The organism is Acinetobacter sp. YH01018 (genome assembly GCF_013420295.1).
GTDB lineage: Bacteria > Pseudomonadota > Gammaproteobacteria > Pseudomonadales > Moraxellaceae > Acinetobacter.
Map to the genome: position 1 here is coordinate 14292 of NZ_VOYL01000036.1, position 18159 is coordinate 32450.

General features: G+C 42.4%; 17 protein-coding genes and 2 pseudogenes. 16 read left to right on the forward strand and 3 right to left on the reverse strand.

The window, feature by feature from the left end:
• The first annotated feature begins 9 nt into the window (after positions 1-9).
• Positions 10-1179, forward strand: a complete 1170-nt coding sequence (gene filE, locus FTT83_RS11665) for a putative pilus assembly protein FilE (RefSeq protein ID WP_368737328.1) — start codon at positions 10-12, stop codon at positions 1177-1179.
• Positions 1180-1200: 21 nt separating this feature from the next.
• Positions 1201-3159, forward strand: a complete 1959-nt coding sequence (locus FTT83_RS11670; RefSeq protein ID WP_180174925.1) for a hypothetical protein — start codon at positions 1201-1203, stop codon at positions 3157-3159.
• 60 nt (positions 3160-3219) lie between these two features.
• On the opposite strand, the gene FTT83_RS11675 is transcribed toward FTT83_RS11670, so the two are convergent.
• Positions 3220-3768, reverse strand: coding sequence for an NUDIX hydrolase (locus tag FTT83_RS11675; RefSeq protein WP_180042542.1), 549 nt, complete (start codon positions 3766-3768; stop codon positions 3220-3222).
• Between the two features lie 125 nt (positions 3769-3893).
• Here FTT83_RS11675 and FTT83_RS11680 point away from each other — a divergent pair, with 125 nt between their 5' ends.
• The 13 genes from FTT83_RS11680 (at position 3894) to FTT83_RS11740 (ending at position 15564) form a co-directional block, all read left to right on the forward strand.
• Positions 3894-4511: a CoA pyrophosphatase gene (locus tag FTT83_RS11680; protein WP_086197694.1), complete on the forward strand. Its 618-nt coding sequence runs from the start codon at positions 3894-3896 to the stop codon at positions 4509-4511.
• Between the two features lie 13 nt (positions 4512-4524).
• Positions 4525-5055 carry a gamma carbonic anhydrase family protein gene (locus FTT83_RS11685; protein ID WP_180042528.1) on the forward strand — a complete coding sequence of 177 codons (531 nt, stop codon included), beginning with the start codon at positions 4525-4527 and terminating at the stop codon, positions 5053-5055.
• 131 nt (positions 5056-5186) lie between these two features.
• A complete protein-coding gene (gene tsaB / locus FTT83_RS11690) occupies positions 5187-5855 on the forward strand; it encodes a tRNA (adenosine(37)-N6)-threonylcarbamoyltransferase complex dimerization subunit type 1 TsaB (protein ID WP_180042527.1) in 669 nt (222 codons plus the stop codon).
• A gap of 8 nt (positions 5856-5863) precedes the next feature.
• Positions 5864-6685, forward strand: coding sequence for an undecaprenyl-diphosphate phosphatase (locus tag FTT83_RS11695; protein WP_086197691.1), 822 nt, complete (start codon positions 5864-5866; stop codon positions 6683-6685).
• Entirely contained in the window at positions 6685-7491 is an 807-nt protein-coding gene (locus tag FTT83_RS11700) for a class I SAM-dependent methyltransferase (RefSeq protein ID WP_166171046.1), read from the forward strand. Before FTT83_RS11695 ends, FTT83_RS11700 begins: the two co-directional genes overlap by 1 nt.
• 125 nt (positions 7492-7616) lie before the next feature.
• A complete protein-coding gene (locus tag FTT83_RS11705; protein WP_180174922.1) occupies positions 7617-9029 on the forward strand; it encodes a C13 family peptidase in 1413 nt (470 codons plus the stop codon).
• Positions 9030-9040: 11 nt separating this feature from the next.
• Positions 9041-9877, forward strand: coding sequence for an S-formylglutathione hydrolase (gene fghA / locus FTT83_RS11710; protein WP_180176635.1), 837 nt, complete (start codon positions 9041-9043; stop codon positions 9875-9877).
• A 162-nt stretch (positions 9878-10039) separates the two neighbouring features.
• Positions 10040-10726, forward strand: a complete 687-nt coding sequence (gene rpe / locus FTT83_RS11715; RefSeq protein WP_180042523.1) for a ribulose-phosphate 3-epimerase — start codon at positions 10040-10042, stop codon at positions 10724-10726.
• A gap of 394 nt (positions 10727-11120) precedes the next feature.
• Positions 11121-11576 (forward strand): hypothetical protein, encoded by a 456-nt coding sequence (locus tag FTT83_RS11720; RefSeq protein WP_180042522.1) that lies wholly within the window; start codon positions 11121-11123, stop codon positions 11574-11576.
• Positions 11577-11620: 44 nt separating this feature from the next.
• Entirely contained in the window at positions 11621-13594 is a 1974-nt protein-coding gene (locus FTT83_RS11725) for a multicopper oxidase domain-containing protein (RefSeq protein WP_180174920.1), read from the forward strand.
• Complete coding sequence (locus FTT83_RS11730) at positions 13581-14495, forward strand: copper resistance protein B (protein WP_180042520.1); 915 nt, start codon at positions 13581-13583, stop codon at positions 14493-14495. The genes FTT83_RS11725 and FTT83_RS11730 overlap by 14 nt, the downstream gene beginning before the upstream one ends.
• A 236-nt stretch (positions 14496-14731) precedes the next feature.
• Positions 14732-15049, forward strand: coding sequence for a quaternary ammonium compound efflux SMR transporter SugE (gene sugE, locus FTT83_RS11735; protein ID WP_180174918.1), 318 nt, complete (start codon positions 14732-14734; stop codon positions 15047-15049).
• 35 nt (positions 15050-15084) lie between these two features.
• Entirely contained in the window at positions 15085-15564 is a 480-nt protein-coding gene (locus FTT83_RS11740; RefSeq protein WP_180042518.1) for a methylated-DNA--[protein]-cysteine S-methyltransferase, read from the forward strand.
• A 371-nt stretch (positions 15565-15935) separates the two neighbouring features.
• Here the strand turns inward: FTT83_RS11740 and FTT83_RS11745 are convergent, their stop codons facing one another.
• Complete coding sequence (locus FTT83_RS11745) at positions 15936-16871, reverse strand: tRNA-dihydrouridine synthase (protein WP_180042517.1); 936 nt, start codon at positions 16869-16871, stop codon at positions 15936-15938.
• Positions 16872-17247: 376 nt separating this feature from the next.
• Between FTT83_RS11745 and FTT83_RS11750 the strand changes: the two are divergent.
• Positions 17248-17316: pseudogene (locus FTT83_RS11750) on the forward strand (IS66 family insertion sequence element accessory protein TnpB); the annotation flags it as partial.
• Between the two features lie 50 nt (positions 17317-17366).
• On the opposite strand, the pseudogene FTT83_RS11755 reads toward FTT83_RS11750, so the two are convergent.
• Positions 17367-18023: pseudogene (locus tag FTT83_RS11755) on the reverse strand (IS5 family transposase); the annotation flags it as partial.
• Between the last annotated feature and the right edge of the window lie 136 nt (positions 18024-18159).

Sequence of the window (18159 nt, forward strand, 5' to 3'; positions counted from 1 at the left end):
AATTTATGTGTGAAATCGATACTTACGCTATGTGTGGTGCAGGTATCTTTTTCTCATGCGGGAGAATTTTACACCATTATTGGGCCAGATGGTAGGCCTATGGTCGTGCAACAAAAATCTGCGCCCAAAAATAAAGAAACTGAAGGAAGTAAATCTTCCTCAGTAGAGGTGAGAGTTCAAGAAACTCACTCGGTCACTCATTCCGCCAATAATCAGCCAGACATCAAGGTTATTGCAACTCAAACTACACCATTATCGCAATTACCGGTGAAAAATAAAGTAGCAGTCCAAAGCCCTACAAAAAAAGCTTCTACCCAAGTGAATACCGCTAAAATAACGCAAGCGACCTATGTAGAACCTGAAACTGAGAAAAAGCAAAAAGTTTTAGCGCAGCCTCAACCCCTGCCTAAAAAGGTGGAAGAAATCGTACCTCTCGCTACCAGTACGCCTAAAGAACTGAAAGAAGCTAAAGATGCAGAAAACTATGTCACGGTTGATGGTACGCAATATATAAAAAATGAATACCTGGAAGACAAGGAATTTAATCTGGAAGGGAAAAAACGTTTTTATGCTATGCCTGAAGGCATCATTGATACCAAACATGGAGCGACACGCTTACAAATGGTCGAGCGTGAAAAAGGGGTGAGTAAATCCCTACTGCAATCATTTTTTAAAAAGAATCAAAAACAGGATAGTGGTCCTATTACCTTGTCATCGACTTATTACCGGGTTTCTCAGGCTGATGCCGTGAATAGTTTAGGTCAACAATGTATTCAGGACAAAAAAATTAAAAATGCGAAAACAGTCAGTCTGGATAAGGAAGTCAATGTCTGGCCACGTGCACCATTAAAAGAGCATTTTGATTTTGAAATTGTGAAGATTTCCAATGCAATTCAGAATGTGCAGATTAACTCTTATGCTTCGCGACAACAGAATCCGACCTTTTATTGGCCATTTGTGGTTTTTCTAGATACCAATGGCTGTGTACTTGAGGGAGCAGGAGGCTTTAAAAATCATGAAACTGCCGAGTCATTTACTAGCCATGAAAAAATTGAAGGAATCATTCATATTCCTTCTCAAAGCCGATATATGTTGTTGACTCCTTTAGCCAGTGCGATAGATCTAGAAAACAAAGCACTCACCAATCAGGGTCAATTAAAATTAATAGCAATTCGCTAAGGATATAAGAAGAGAACTCGGATGAAAAATAAATATTTACTCCCTTTTGCCCTCACCACATTGATGGCAGCTTTAACGGGGTGTGGTGGTGAAAGTGCCAATGTTATTCCTGAAGTTTATGAAGGTAGTACAACGAATGGAACGTGTACGATAGGTGCTAGTGGATGTCTTGGATTTGCCTTGGATTATCCATTAAATGGATTAAATTTTACTTGTAGTAGTGATACTAAAAATAGCTTTGTAACCACTTTAGATTTGAAAGATGGGGCAGCAACCGGGGCATGTAAAGTCGGTGACAAAATTACTTTCTTCCTGAAGGGGGAAAAAGATAAGCAAATTAATTTGGGAACGCTAGACCTAAATAAGATTGCCAAGGTAAGTACCTCACAATTGCCTCGTTTGACTATTTTGGACATTGCCTCCGGAATTGCCGGTACACCAGCTAAGTCTCTGGATACCAGTGATAGCACAGTGAAGGTCGCTATGCGGTTGGCAAAAATATTACAGGCACTTGCGCTACAAAATGGGGGGATTGCTGATCCAGCCGATATTCAAGCCTTATATATTACGGATCAAATGCGTGTAGATTTGGAGAGAATCAGTCAGTCAATTCCTCAAGAAACCTTTGCAAATACCACAGATTCCGATTTTGAATTATTGATCCAACCTTGGATTAATATTTCAAATATAACCAATGAGCAGGCATTTTCTACGGTCAGTATGTTGATGAATATTGCGAATGCCGGGGTATATCAACCGGAATTTTCATTATTTTCAACCTCTGGAGTGATTAGTAGTTTAAGTGGTTCAGATGGTTTAGTTGGTTGTAATAAAGATACGTGTAATCCTCAGGACAGCTCAACGCAGCATCTGTTAGGACATTTCATGTTGATTACCGATCGTGACGGTTATACTTTTGGTAGTGGCATACAATGGCGTGGTCCAGGCATTAGCGATACTTCGACGATAGGTGGATTAAATACCAAATTGCTGACCACCACCCGACCGATTCGAATGACTGCAAATGCACAAGAGCATTGGATTAATCCGGTAACCAAGAAAATTGATCAAAATTTTGATTTTCAGGTCGATCAAGTCACTACACCTTTAAGTATTTATCAGGGCACTTTATATAATGATTATATGATTGCTGGCAAAGAAGCATTCTATAAGTTGCTTACTAGGAAAACAGAAGTCACTGCAGCTGATAAGCTGGATTTTGGTCTATGGAGGCAGACCATTGGCAGCGAAAATTTTAATGGTACACTCGATTTATATAAAACCTTTCCTATCACTTATCTAGATAAAAGGGTTTTTAAATCCATTAATAATGTGAAATCTGGCGAAGCTTATATATTCCCGATGTACGCAAATTTGACCTTTAAATTTACCGATACCAGCGTGAAAGACGTTGTATTGGGAATAGTGATTGATGAAAAAGGCAACATTCGAACCAATATGAAACCTGGTTATACTGAAGATGATATGAGTACTGCTTTGGATCAGGAGTTGGCTTCAGGAAAAAGCGCTTGTGATACCACAGGCTTTAATTCATCCACTTATATAGACCAGTATGGAGTTCAACAATACCGGATTGGTACAGTTTCTCGTGCTTTCACCAATGATAAGAATATTTCCTTGCGTATGGTATTGGCAAATGCAAACTTGAAAAAAATTGACGGTGCTTTAGTGGGAATGAATACCAATATTAAGACTTCAACGTCTGGTGATAGTATTCTGGTGGGTGGTGCTTTACTTAATGTAGCTAACTTATTAAATCTTACTTCGGGTGCGGCTGATATTACATTTAAAGACTCTGCTGTTGGTACGGTAAAATGGGCAAACTCATTATCAAGTTTCCAGAAAGTTTATAATACCAATAATACATCGCACACTTCTCAAGATGCAGATCTTGCGAAGTTAAGTGGAGGCAGTTTAACTTTTGCTTTGGCTCCGTGTTATACAGTCAAAAAGAAGTAAGCAAAAAATAAAGCCCATCATATGATGGGCTTTTTATTAAATTGCAAATGTATCGCATCTTTAACCAGTATGATCTAAGCGGGTACCTAAAGTTTCTAAATGCATGCTGAATGAAGCAGTTTTACGATCCTCAAAATAATGTCTTAAGGTCCGTTCTACGCTGGGAAAAGCCAGTTCAGACCAAGGAATATCATGTTCATCAAATAAACGCGACTCAATGGTTTCTTCACCAGCACCGAATATGCCTTTGACGAGATTGGCCTTGAACAGAACGTAAATTTGTCCAATTCGGGGAATATTGTACATACAGTACAGCTGTTCGATTTCGACTTCAGCTTCAGCCTCTTCGCGGGTTTCTCTGGCAGCGCCCTGTTCCATGGTTTCAAACAGTTCCATATAACCTGCGGGCAGGGTCCATAGCCCATAACGCGGTTCAATGGCACGGCGGCACAGCAAAACCTTATTTTCCCACAGCACCAGTGCCCCGCAAATGACTTTGGGATTGACGTAATGAATATTGCCACAATTTGTACAAACACGGCGTAATTGATGGTCGCCGAGTGGAATTTTTTCCGTTGTTTTATGTCCGCAAATTACACAGAAATTCATATTCATCGTCAATGATAAAGGTGTTGATCAGCATAACTGAAAAATGCAACTTTGGCATCATTTCTATCCTTTGGAATAAAAATTCAGCTATGATGAAATAAAGCATGAGGCAGGAGCAGTAGCGCATGGATGACTACTCATTAATACAATTATTACAGCACAGGTTACGCTTTTCTACACGTATCAAGCCTGCTCATGCAGCTGTACTGATTGCCATTACTGATGAGTCTGATCCCAAAGTTTTGCTCACGCGCCGTTCTTTATATTTATCCAATCATGCCGGGGAAGTTTCTTTTCCGGGGGGGAAAAGAGATCCGCAAGATACCAGTAATATTGTGGTGGCTTTGCGCGAAGCCTATGAAGAGACCGCACTGAATCCATTTGATGTGCAACTGATTGGCGATTTGCCCATGCAAAAAGCCCGCAACGGGATGCTGGTCAAACCTGTGGTCGGGCTGATTCCGCCTGAAGTGGAACTTATTCCTCAACCAGCTGAAATTGATCGAATCTTTTTTGCATCACTGAGTAGCTTAATGAATGCACCGCCCATTCCCTATGAGGTGCGTTATGCTCATCAGTCTTTGTATTTTCCCAGCATGCGTGTGGAAAATGAGGTGGTTTGGGGATTGACGGCACGAATGTTGGTTTCACTGTTTCAGTATGGTTTGGATTATCAAAAGGAATGGCCATTTTTATTAAATTCGCCCACTTTTCATAGCAATAAGATTAAATACGGTAAATAAGGAATTTCACCTCATGATTTATAAATTTAAAGGATATACACCTCAAGCAACGCATCAACCTTGGGATGGCTGGGTGGCAGATAATGCGACCGTTATCGGCCAGGTAGAAATGGGCAAGCAGGTCAGTGTCTGGTTTGGCGCCGTGATTCGGGGCGATAACAGTAAAATCACGTTAGGGGATTTTACCAATGTGCAGGAAAATGCCGTTTTACATACCGATGCAGGTATTGAAATGCATATTGGAAGCTATGTCACGATTGGCCATCAGGCCATGTTGCATGGCTGCACCGTAGGAGATAACACGCTGATCGGCATTAACAGCGTGATTTTAAATCATGCCGTGATTGGTAGAAATTGTATTATTGGTGCTAATGCCTTAATTCCAGAAGGTAAGGTGATTCCGGACAATTCTGTGGTCATGGGTTCGCCAGGTAAAATCGTCAAAACGCTGGATGAGGCGGCTGAAGCCAAATTAAAAATGAGTGCCATGCACTATGCCGAGCATTTCAAAAATTTTCAGCATTTAGAGTCGGTTGAACTGTAATTTGAAACGAGATATTCAGCCAAGCAAATGCTTGGCTTTTTTGTATCCTGTGGATGGAAAATCTCGCCTCGCACGCATGAGTGGAGTATGATATCCGACGTTTTTTATATTTAAATAAATTAAGGTTGTGCATGAAGTTGCTGGCATTGGAAACTGCCAATGAGCAGTGTTCCGTTTCTATTGTAGATGACACTCAAGAATTATTTTTTCAATTAGATGCGCGAGCAAAAGCACAAACGCAAACGATTCTCCCAATGATCGAACAGGCTTTTACCCAGCTTGGCTTGTCTGCCGCGGACTTAACTGCAATTGCATTTAGCCGTGGTCCCGGTTCTTTTAGTGGGGTACGTATTAATGCTGCCGTGACTCAGGCCTTGGCATGGGCCAATGATCTACCTGTTGTTCCTGTTTCAACCTTGCAAGCTCTGGCACAGGCAGCATACCGTGTAGCAGGTTTAACCGCAGTGACTGCAGTACTGGATGCGCGTATGAATGAAGTCTATATTGCGAGTTTTCAGCTGGATCAGCAGGGTATTATGCAGGCTGTGGATACAGAGCAACTGTTGAATTATAGTGCTGCCAGTCAGGCCGTCAGATTTGAACTTGTCGGTTCAGGTTCAGCTTTAATTCAGCCTGAAGCTATAGAATTTAAAGAGCTTGTTGCCACAGCACAAGATATTGCACAAATTGCACGTATTGCTGCATTACAGCAGCATTGGGTTGCAGCTGAAGAAGCACTACCAGTGTATTTACGTGATAATGCGTGGAAAAAAATTCCAGAACAAATTAAAGCAACTTAAGGTTAGATATGGATCTTTTATTATTATTTAAAGCGGCCATCATGGGCTTGGTAGAGGGGATTACTGAATTTCTACCGATTTCAAGTACCGGGCATTTAATCTTAGCAGGTCAGCTTTTAGATTTCTGGACCATTGAAAAAAGAGATATGTTTGCGGTTGCAGTGCAGATTGGTGCAATTGCAGCGGTGATTTACGAGTACTGGGGCAAACTTTGGGGCGCTTTAATCGGGGGCTTAAAAGGTCAAGAACAGGGCCGCCGTTTAAGTATTAACTTAATTATTGCTTCAATTCCAATCATCATTATCGGCTTAACGTTTGGTGATATCATCAAGGCGTACCTGTTTAATGCAATTACTGTCGCGATTGCCTTAATTGTGGGTGGTTTTATTATTTTATGGGCTGAACGCCGTCCGCATAGCATTGAAACTCAAGAAGTGGATGACTTGACCTATAAACAAGCAACTTTAATTGGTCTGATTCAATGTTTAGCCTTATTTCCAGGGACTTCACGTTCAGGTTCAACCATTATCGGGTCTTTATTTTTAGGTGTATCACGTAAAGCAGCAGCAGAATTTTCCTTCTTTCTGGGTATTCCTGTATTAATGGGTGCTGGTTTACTCGATATGTATAAAATGAGGGCTGATTTGCATAGCAATGATATGGCTGTTCTAGCAGTGGGTATTATTGTGGCATTTATTTCTGCACTTATCGTGATTCGTGCATTAATTCGCTATGTATCGAAACATGATTTCACTGCATTTGCATACTACCGCATAGGTTTTGGTCTGTTTATTTTGGCAACTTGGTGGACAGGCTGGGTTTCTTGGTAATGCATTTGTTTACAGAAGCTCAGTTTCAAGCACAAGCACAGCAGTATTCTGCTGTGCTTTCTTCACGTGGTGTCAGTGTAAATGTTGAGATCATTGAAAAGCTGAATGCCCGATTTTTACGTTTAAATCCGGAACTGGCTTTATGTGTAGATGAATCGGGACTGTGGTTGTGTGCCAATGGCATGAAGATGCAGCCCGACTGGCAAGCTGAAGTGCCGCGTTTAAAACGTTCATCGTTAAAATCTGAAATGATTGCACGTGCCTGTAATCTGGGTGAAAAGCCTACATTAATTGATGCGACTGCCGGTTTAGGGCATGACAGTTTGTTAATGGCCCATTTGGGTGCTGAAGTCACCCTGGTTGAACGGCATCCGGTCTTGTTTACCTTACTGGAAGACAGCAAAAACCATGCGCAAAATGATGCTTTTCTCAGTTCAGTAGTGTCACGAATTCATCTGGTTTTCTCTGATTCTGCCGACTATTTAGTGCAGCAGGCTGAACAGAAGCGAGTGGTAGATGTGGTTTATCTTGATCCGATGTTTCCGCAGCGTGACCAGAATCAACAAGCCATTAAAAAACAGGCACAAGTGAAAAAACAGATGCAATTATTACATCTGTTATTGCCTGAACATGGGGAAATGGATCTTGGCGATAATCTGTTAACTTTGGCAAAAAAAGTGGCAAAACGTGTGGTGGTGAAGCGGCCGCGTTTGGCTGTCTATTTGGCTAACCTGGAACCGGATCATCAATGGCAGGGAGATGCCTGTCGTTTTGATGCCTATTTTCAGCATCATTTTCCCGAGTAGTTTGGTAATTGTTTCAATAATGTACATTAATTTGTTATATAGTCCCAAAGCAGCATTGATAAAAATTCCATCAAGCATAAACTTAGAGTGTAAACTCGCGAGCTAAAGCCCCCCCAGAAAATCTTATGATCGACTTTAAACCCTCCATCAATTTTTGGCATGATTTTAAGAGCAACCAAACTGCCGGGATGTGGCTTTTTCTGGGTTCACGCCGATCTTTGCAAATTGTACGTCCCTCGATTCTACAACTGATTTTTTGGGGAATTTTAGGCGGCAGTGCCAACAGCTTATTCAGTTGGCTCAGTGCTGAGGAGATGGGGGAGTTTAACCCGCAAGGCCTGATCAGTTATGCTTTATGGCCTTTTATTGCACTCATCGTCGGTATTTTTCTTTCCCAGCGGATCAATAATCCACGTTTGATGCTGGTACCTGCCTTGTTGTGGCTGGTACTGGATACCCATATAGCCTTATTGCAAAGTCTGATCCAGTATCTGGGCCTTATTGATGTATTGCCTTATATATTGTATGACTATTTGCCGACTATCTTTATGGTGCTGTTCGTCTGGCAGAGCCTGGCGGTGGTATGGGTCTTTTCCCGTGAGCTGAAATGGCCATGGTGGGAGCGGGCACTGATTGTCGCTGCGACACTGTTCACCCTTGTGGTGTGGCAAATGTCGGTGAAAAGCCAACCGATCTGGAAAGTTGAAGAAAGCCCGCCGACATTTGCCGAAGATGCTTTTTATGCCCAAAACCGGATCTTGAACAAGTCGCTGGAATCGATCCAGTATGGGGAGTTTGCCCAGTCGCACTGGTACTTTTTAGGCGTTGCCGGGGCAGGTTATCAGGATGTTTTTAAGTCGGAAGTTGAACGGATTAAAGAGCAGTTTGATACCCGTTTTGGGACTTTTGGCCGTTCACTGGCCCTGATTAATAATCCTGAAACACGAACTCAAATGCCGATTGCCTCACGCACCAGTATGGAAATGGCTTTACGCCGTATCGGGCAGCAAATGAATAAAGAAAGTGATGTGTTATTTTTATACATGACTTCACATGGTTTGCCGAATCAGTTTGAAATGGAAAATGACCCGATTGATTTAAATGATGTCGATCCTAAATGGCTTAAAGATACTCTGGATAAATCCGGCATCCGTTGGCGAGTAATCGTAATTTCAGCTTGTTATTCGGGGAGTTTTGTTCCCGCTTTGCAGGATGATAATACCTTGATTATTACCGCATCTGCGGCTGATCGGGCATCGTTTGGCTGTTCGAGTGAAGCGGATTATACTTATTTTGGACGAGCTTTCTTTGATCAGGCCATGCGCGAGCAGATGTCTATAGAAAGTGCTTTTGAGCAGACCAAAAAAACAGTGGCACAATGGGAAACAGCACAAGGATTTGAAGCCTCTGAACCGCAATGGTCGATTGGCAAGAATATGGAATTTATGTTGCCGCAACTTGAGCAACGCTTATTTCCAGCTACAACTCAGACAGATATGAAAATAGAAAGCCCACAATTAAGTGTGGCAGCACAATAAGGAAAATAACGATGGAATTAACGCAAGTTAATCGATGCTTTGATGGGGAACAGCGAATTTATGCCTTTAATTCCAAGAGCTTAAAAGGGCAGGCGAAATTTGGAATTTTCTTGCCCCATCAGGCCTTAACAGGTCAGCTTTGTCCAGCCCTGTTTTACCTGGCGGGTCTGACCTGTACTGAAGAAACTTTTGCAATTAAAGCCCATGCGCAACGTTTAGCAGCACAGCTGGGGTTGATCCTGATCAGTCCGGATACCTCACCCCGAGGTGAGCAAGTTGCAGCAGGGGATTCTTGGGATATCGGCCAAGGTGCCGGATTTTATATCAATGCCACCCAGGCACCGTGGGCTGAGCATTATCAAATGGAAAGCTTTATTGCCGATGAACTTTATGCTGTCGTGACGCAAAACTTTCCACTGCAAGCGGATGCGATAGGCATCTTCGGGCATTCCATGGGAGGACATGGTGCACTGACACTGGCCTTTAAATATCCGGAAAAATTTAAATCTGTATCTGCTTTTGCTCCGATTTGCGCGCCGAGCCAATGTCCTTGGGGTGAAAAGGCATTTTCAAATTATTTAGGTGCAGATCAGGCCGAATGGAAAAAGCATGATGCAACGGCTCTGGTTCAGTCCAAAGGTGCCTTGTTTCAGGAGATTCTGATTGATCAGGGGGCTAAGGACCAGTTCTATAGCCAACTGAATCCAGCATTATTTAAACAGGCCTGTGCCGAAGCAGGTCAGTCACTGACCTTGCGTGAACATGCAGGTTATGATCATGGTTATTACTTTATTCAGACCTTTATGGATGACCATCTGCAGTTTCATGCGGTACAACTTGATGTATAACCTCTGATTGAGCAGCAAATTTACTCAGAACATAAGGAGCACAACAGCTCCTTATTTTTTTGCTGTCATCAATGCCTGAATAAACAGGATTGAATCACAGCACTAAGATGCAATTTGTTATAATGTGAAAAATCAATTCAAATGCATAGCCAGGTTCTCTCCATGTCCAAGCCATATTTAATTGCACCTTCCATTTTATCTGCCGACTTTGCCCGTTTAGGTGAAGAAGTTGAAAATGTGCTTGCAGCAGGTGCCGATGTCGTACACTTTGATGTCATGGATAACCATTACGTACCTAACCTGACTTTTGGTGCAGGGGTATGTAAAGCATTAAAAAAATACGGGATTCAGGCACCGATTGATGTGCATCTGATGGTGTCGCCTGTAGACCATATGATTGGCGATTTCCTGGAAGCGGGTGCTGACATTATTACTTTTCACCCGGAAGCGACGGATCATATTGACCGTTCTTTACAGTTAATTAAATCGGGTGGTGCCAAAGCTGGTCTGGTGTTTAATCCGGCCACACCATTGCATTACCTGGACTATGTGCTGGACAAAGTTGATCAAATTTTGTTGATGAGTGTTAACCCGGGCTTTGGCGGTCAGAAATTTATTCCCATGACTTTGGATAAACTTCGTCAGGCACGCAAGATCATTGATGCCTCTGGCCGTGACATCCGTTTAGAAGTTGATGGTGGGGTGACTCCAGCCAATATTCGCGAAATTGCAGAAGCAGGCGCAGATATGTTTGTTGCCGGTTCGGCTATTTTTGGCAAGCCAGATTATCAAGCTGTCATTGATGAAATGCGTTCAGAACTGGCAAAAGTAGGCTCAGTTAATCTCTAATAATCTACAATTAATGATCGCTAAGTTGTGGATAACTTTATGGATAACCATATGGATATCTGTGTAGATAACTGTATGGATAACTTGATTAGTTTATAAACAATTGTAGATCAATAGTTTAATAATTAGACATTAAATGTATAAAAAGGACTCAAATGAGTCCTTTTTTAGCTTGTTAAGGCATTAAAAAATATGATGCTTTATTCATCTATGCTTAAAAATAATACTGTTTAAAAAATAACTTTATTGTTTAAGTTGGCATTATTCAACCTGACTTGACACTGTTTAGCATAAATTTAAAAATTGTGTATAACTTATATCTTGATTATGCTGGTAGACTGAAATCAAAAGAACATGATTTATCTTTTATTGTGCATCGGCTAAGGACAATACTGTGCCCACTTCATTACGCAAACAGGCTTGGTTTGTGTTCCTGATGGTTTTTGCCATTGGGTGGAGCAATGCTGTCTTGGCATTTGAACAGCCGATGCATCAGCAAATGATGAGTGAATTGACGGCTCAACATGAAGATAAAATGTCCATGATGACCATGTCGGGTTGCCATGATTCAGTCAATACTCAACCGCACATGCAGCAGCATCCTGTCGAACAGGTAGACGTGTCCCATGATCTGGATTGTAATCAGGGCATGAGCGATCAACAGCAACATTTCAGTTGTAATGATTGCCTACAGTTGCATTGTCAGAGTCTCAGTCTCTGGCTGGATTCTCAAGCACACCCTCTGGTACATGTGCAAGCCATTCAAGAACATCCACAGCTGAATTTTACTTATTCCGCCCAGCATTTAAGCGGTTTCTGGCAGCAGATTTTACGTCCCCCAAAAGCTTGACCGTGATTTAAAAAACTTTTTATTTTTAAATTATAGGTTTAGTCATGTCTATACAATTAAGTCAAAGCCTCGTGATTGGGGTCTGTTTAGTGTCATCGTCGTGGTCGTTTGCTGCGGTCAAAGAATATCATCTCAACATTGATGAACAGAACGTAAATATCACCGGAAAGCCCTTAAAACGGATTACCGTGAATGGTCAATTTCCAGCACCCCTTCTCGAATTTGAAGAAGGCGATGATGCCGTTATTCATGTGCATAACAATCTGAAAAACAAGGATAGCTCCATTCACTGGCATGGTTTATTGCTGCCGGGACTGATGGATGGGGTGCCGGGTTTTAACCAGTTTCAAGGGATTAAACCACAGGCGGATTTTGTCTATCGTTTCAAGGTGCGGCAAAACGGTACCTACTGGTATCACGCGCATTCCAAAGGACAGGAACAGGACGGTTTATATGGTGCATTGGTGATTTATCCCAAAGGGAAAAAGCCGCTAGCAGCGCATGAACAGGCTGATCGTGATTATGTGGTGATGCTGTCCGATTTTCATCAGTCCAGCAGTGACCAGATTCAGAAGAACCTGAAAAAGTCGGCTGAATACTATCAAAATCGGCGTGAAACTGTGGCCGACGTGTTGAAGCAAGTTAAGCGTGATGGTCTAAAAAGTACTTGGCAAGACCGTTCCATGTGGAATCAGATGCGCATGCTGAAAACCGATTTGTCCGATGTCACCGGTTATACTTTCCTGATCAATGGCAAAACGCCAGAGCAAAACTGGACGGGCATGTTCAAGCCAAATGAAAAAGTCCGTTTACGTTTTATCAATGCTTCAGCCATGTCTTTTTATGATGTGCGTATTCCAGACTTGAAGATGACCGTGATCAGTGCTGATGGCCAGCCCGTGCAACCGGTACCTGTCGATGAGTTTCGTATAGGCACTGCAGAAACTTATGATGTGATGGTTGAAACGAAAGATAATCATTATCAGATTGAAGCTGAATCTATTGACCGCAGCGGGTTTGCGATTGGTTCATTGCATAATGAAAATTCTCCAGGGACACATGTGATTCACATGCCTAAGCCGCGTCCACGTGCATTACTTACGATGGAAGATATGGGGCATGGTTCTGCATCCAGTGATCATGCGAACCATGCTGAGATGAATGATGGTCAGAGTAGTACAAATCAAAGCCGTGCCAGCGCAATGAAACATCAAGTGATGGATCATTCGTCAATGGATCATTCATCCATGCTACATGACATGGATGCAATGAATCATTCATCCATGCCACATGATATGGCTGCAATGGATCATCAAGCCATGGAGCATACTCAAATGAGTCATGCTGCCATGCACGACCATTCGCAAGATGCGACTCAACAATACGCTATACCACCAGCAGCAAAACCTGAGTCTGATCAACAGCATGAGCAAAGCCATACAACGCATCTTATAGAACAACCATCTTCAGATAATAAGGCGCCTGTAGTTTATGGCTGGGCCAATGCATCTACACCCACAGGGCATAAGGCACTGCAATATAGTGATTTGAAATCACTTACTCCACAGCCTGATACCCGTCCGGCAGAGAGAGAGCTGGAAGTGCGTTTGGGCGGCAACATGGAGCGTTATATCTGGACCATCAATGGCAAGAAATTTACTGAAGTTGAACCGCTACAGGTGAAATATGGCGAACGTATCCGGCTGAAATTTATTAATGACAGCATGATGGCGCATCCGATGCATCTGCATGGCATGTTTATGCAGCTGGAAAATGGGCAAAGTAGCGCCAATATGCCGAATAAACACACCCTGATTGTGCCACCGGGTAAAACGGTAACGGCATTACTGACCGCTGATGAATTGGGAGAATGGGCGATTCATTGTCATCTGCTCTATCACATGTCGTCGGGCATGATGAGTAAACTAGTGGTGGCCAATGTGGATGGAAATAAAACGCTAGCTTCACTTGTTACGCCGGCTCAAGTTCAGCAAGGAGACTCACATGCGCATCATTAATCACTTTGCAATGAGTACATTGAGTGTCTCATTCCTGTTGCTCTCTGGACCAAGTTTTGCACAACCAAGTCATCAAACCATGTTGATGGCGGAAGTGCAGACGTCACCACAGGATGAAATGCCAGCTGACCATTCACAGCATCATGTCGTGTCAACTACAGCTCAAACACCTGTTGAAGCAAAACAGACACCCTCTGTACAGGATGAAAATACGAACGCAAACGATGCTGCATTTGCCGAGCATATCAAGGAACATGGTGGGCAGATGTATCAGCAAACCACGGTTGAAAGTCGCTGGTTACGCAATAATGATGGAAACGGGGTTCTAAAATCGGAACTGGAAACCAGTATCGGCACAGATGAAAACAAGGTTTTTATCAAAGTGCATGCCGATGATGCTGAATCACAGCAAGCGGAATATGATGTCAAAATGTTATACAGTCGCAATGTTACCGATTTTTGGGATGTGCAGGCCGGTCTACGTTATCGCAATGACCAGAATCGGGAAGTCGATCAGGATCAGGTCGATGCCGTGATTGGGGTACATGGGTTGGCACCGTATTTCTTTGAAACCAATGCTTATTTATATGTGGGTCAGGATAATCAAACGTCTTTGAGCCTGGAAACCGAACGCGATGTGCTACTGACGCAAAAGCTGATTGTTAAGCCTTATCTGGATTTGAATGTGATATTGAGTGATGCCTCCAGCTATGCTCAAAAAACCGGTTTAAGCAGCGCACAATTAGGCCTGGAAATGCGTTATGAAATCAATAAAAAAGTCATGCCTTTTATTGATGTGGCCTATGGATATAAACAGGGGCATGAACAGACGGATTGGCAAGCAGAATCAGCATCTGATCAGGAATGGTTGTATGGTGCCGGGATACGTTTTAAATTTTAGTTTGATGTGATGATTCAGAAAATCCGACTGGTTTAGGCCAGTCGGATTTTATTCGCACTTTTAAGGTGAGTAATTGGTCAAAAAATGTAAAACAAGCACCTGTTTAGCTCAATTATTTATATAATTATCTAATAAGTTATAGGAGGAACGACCTCCCTTGGTGCAATCAGATTGATTGTTGCACTGAGAAAATTCGTCAGGACGACCTGACTCGCATCTAATGGAGCATCGTCGTCATGGCTTGGGTAATTCTGGTTTTAGCCGGTCTTTTTGAAATTGTCTGGGCCTATGCCATGAAACTTTCTGAAGGTTTCACCCGTCTCACACCGAGTATTATTACCCTGGTTTTCATGATTTTAAGTTTTGCTTTACTGGCCCATGCTATGCGCACTTTGCCACTGGGTACAGCCTATACCATCTGGACCGGAATTGGTGCAGTGGGTTCTTTTCTGGTCGGGGTGTTTATTTTGGGTGAGCCTGCATCGGCGATGCGGATGCTCGCTGCGGTACTGATTATTTCTGGATTAGTGCTGATGAAACTGTCATCATCATAAAATCCTAAGCAATGCTTTTATTACAGGAGAAGATGATGAAACTGGCATTTATGGAAATGACTTCTCCTGTCGGTACTTTAAAACTGGTGGCCAATGACACAGCTTTGGTGGCGGTACTTTGGGAAAATGAAAATCCTAAACGGGTGCGTTTAGCCGAACTGATTGAACAGGTTCATCATCCAATTTTATTGGAAACCCAAAAGCAGTTAACAGAATATTTCGCGGGAAAACGGCAGCAGTTTGATTTGCCTCTAGATTTTGAAGGTACTGAATTTCAGAAGAAAGTCTGGCAAGCTTTGCTGACCATTCCCTTTGGAGAGACCCGTAGTTATCGCGATATTGCCGAGCAAATTGGCAATGTCAAAGCGGTTCGTGCTGTGGGTGCAGCCAATGGTAAAAACCCCATCTCCATTATTGCGCCGTGTCATCGTGTGGTCGGAGCAAATGGTAAACTGGTGGGTTTTGCCGGTGGGCTGGAAAATAAAGAGATTTTGTTAAAAATTGAACAAAGTTAATAATACTAGATTTCTTTTATAAATCATTTTTTGATGACTGAAAATTATTTGTAGTGTCAAAATTAAAAAATAGAATTTTGCAGGTACTGGATTTATGAGTATGGCATGGATGCCATACGTTTCCCATCACGACAGGGAAGTTGTGTATGGGAAACAAAAGGTTTTTGTCTACTTTTGACCTTTCAAAAGTAGAAAGATTGCCTACGCAAAGGCATTAAAATGAATCCAATTAAATGAGGCCGTGCTGATTTTAAAAAATTGAATTTTTGGAAAAATCATGGAAAATCAATCGAGTGCATGTGGAAAATTTAAAACAGTGTAAAGAAAGTAGCTAAATAAAAAAGCCTTTGAATATTCAAAGGTTTTTGACTTTAATGCTTGGAAACATTTAATTTTTCAATGATTTCAGCCAAGCCTTTAATCCGTTTGACCTCGTTCCACAATTCTTTAGCTTCAGGATAATGTTTGGACATCATGCCGAGCCACTGTTTATAGCGTCCCACCATATTCACTTCTTTTTTATAGGGACCATTCAGGAAACGAATTTGCAAAGCCAATAATTCATTCCAGGTGATCAAGGCTTCGTCAGTATTCTGACGGATACATTGGGTGATATCCGGTGTGGTTACAGCAGCTCGGCCAATCATCAAATCTTCACAGCCAGATTCAAGTTGGCATTGTTTGGCATCTGCATTGGTCCAAATTTCACCATTGGCAATGACATTGATGTTTAAGGCTTCACGAATCGGTTGCAACTGATCCCAAAATGCAGGAGGGGTATAGCCTTCCGCCTTGGTACGTGCATGCACTGTGACCCAGGCAGCACCAGCATCCTCAATGGCATGAGCATTTTCCAGGGTAAATTTTCTGTCCATATAGCCTAAGCGCATTTTGGCAGAAACCGGAATATGTTTAGGTACTGCATCACGCACAGCCTTGACAAGCAGATGTACCACGTCGGGTTCATCCAGCAGCACTGAACCGCCACGGTGACGATTAACCGTTTTTGCAGGGCAACCGAAATTCATATCAATGGCAGGAGCACCCAGCTCCACGGCACGAATGGCATTGGCTGCCAGCATTTCAGGATTATTTCCTAAAAACTGTACATGCACAGGTGTGCCAGCAGCGGTTTTACCCTCATTGAGGAGTTCCGGGCAGTAATTATGATAGACATGATCGGGAAGCACTGAATCGGTGACACGAATGAACTCGGTTACACACCAGTCAAAGCTGCCCACAGACGTGAGTACATCACGCATAATGGGGTCTGTTAAGCCTTCCATGGGTGCAAGGATGAGTTTCACAGTGATGTCTACCCGTTAAATTTGAAAAACGGTGTTATACGTTTTTTTATGCATGCTGTCTAGGAAAAGGTCTTTGAAATATTGTAGTGTGAGATAGGTCTTAACCCTTATATTTCGTATTGTTATTCCTAAGTAGAAATATCCTGTTTTTAACTGCAAGAGTCAAAAACAGGATTTAAATCTCTTTGTTAGACATAGTGATCAACATATCAAATGCATATTCAATCCATGATTTTGATGTATACCATAGACTAGACATTTTAATTAATAAGAATACAGATACTTTAAATGTAAGCATCCGGCTAACACAGCCTTACCAAGCGATCCTATAAGCCTTAATTTAGTTCCCACCTAAAAACAAGTGGGGACTTAATCCATGAACATGGATATATATTCAGCAACACCTCCTGTTGCTAAAAAACGCAGAAAATACAGCAAAGAATGGCTTTGTTGCACAAAGATTTGAAATGCAAAGCGCCCCTAATTGAGCCAAATTTAAGGCGTAACTTGGGTAAGTGGTCGACCTAATTCCGTAAATCTATTAAGGACTGCTACACGTGCATGGATCTCATTCACTTGGCTATCAAAACTCCTTGCACTGTGTTTATCTCCTAATAATTTGATGCAATGCATTTTAGTTTCAACCAAACTTCGCCGATGATAGCCTGACCATTTTTTCCATAGTGTCCTGCCTAAATGTTTAACTGTTCGAAGTAATTCATTTCGCTCTAGCGAGCTACTCTTTGTATCTTTCCATGGTTTCGCATTTTTTCTAGGTGGAATCACCGCATGCGCTTGCCGATCTGCAATGACCTGACGGCATTGCTTGGTGTCATAAGCTCCATCGGTATAAACAGAGTCAATCCGCTCATCTTGTGGAATCTGATTAAGTAAATCACCAAGCACCTGTGAATCACTGACATTATTGGTTGTAAGCTGAACTGCTCGTATTTGTAGGGTTTTAGCATCTATACCAATATGAAGTTTATGCCATTGGCGACGATATTCAGGTCCATGTTTCTTGCGTTTCCATTCGCCCTCACCTAGAAACTTCATCCCTGTAGAGTCCATGAGTAGATGCAGCCCATCGCTACTTTTTTGGTAGCTGATTACAATATCAATATGCTTTTGTCTTCTACAAAGCGTGGTGTACGAATATCAGTGTGCCGCAGCAAGCGGCGTAAGAGATGAGGGTATGGCCCCTCGCTATCGGCTTGCAGGAGCAGGTAGCAAACCACCATAAGCGGCTTGGATCAAAAGTCCCGGTCGTGAGCGTTATGGAAAAGGC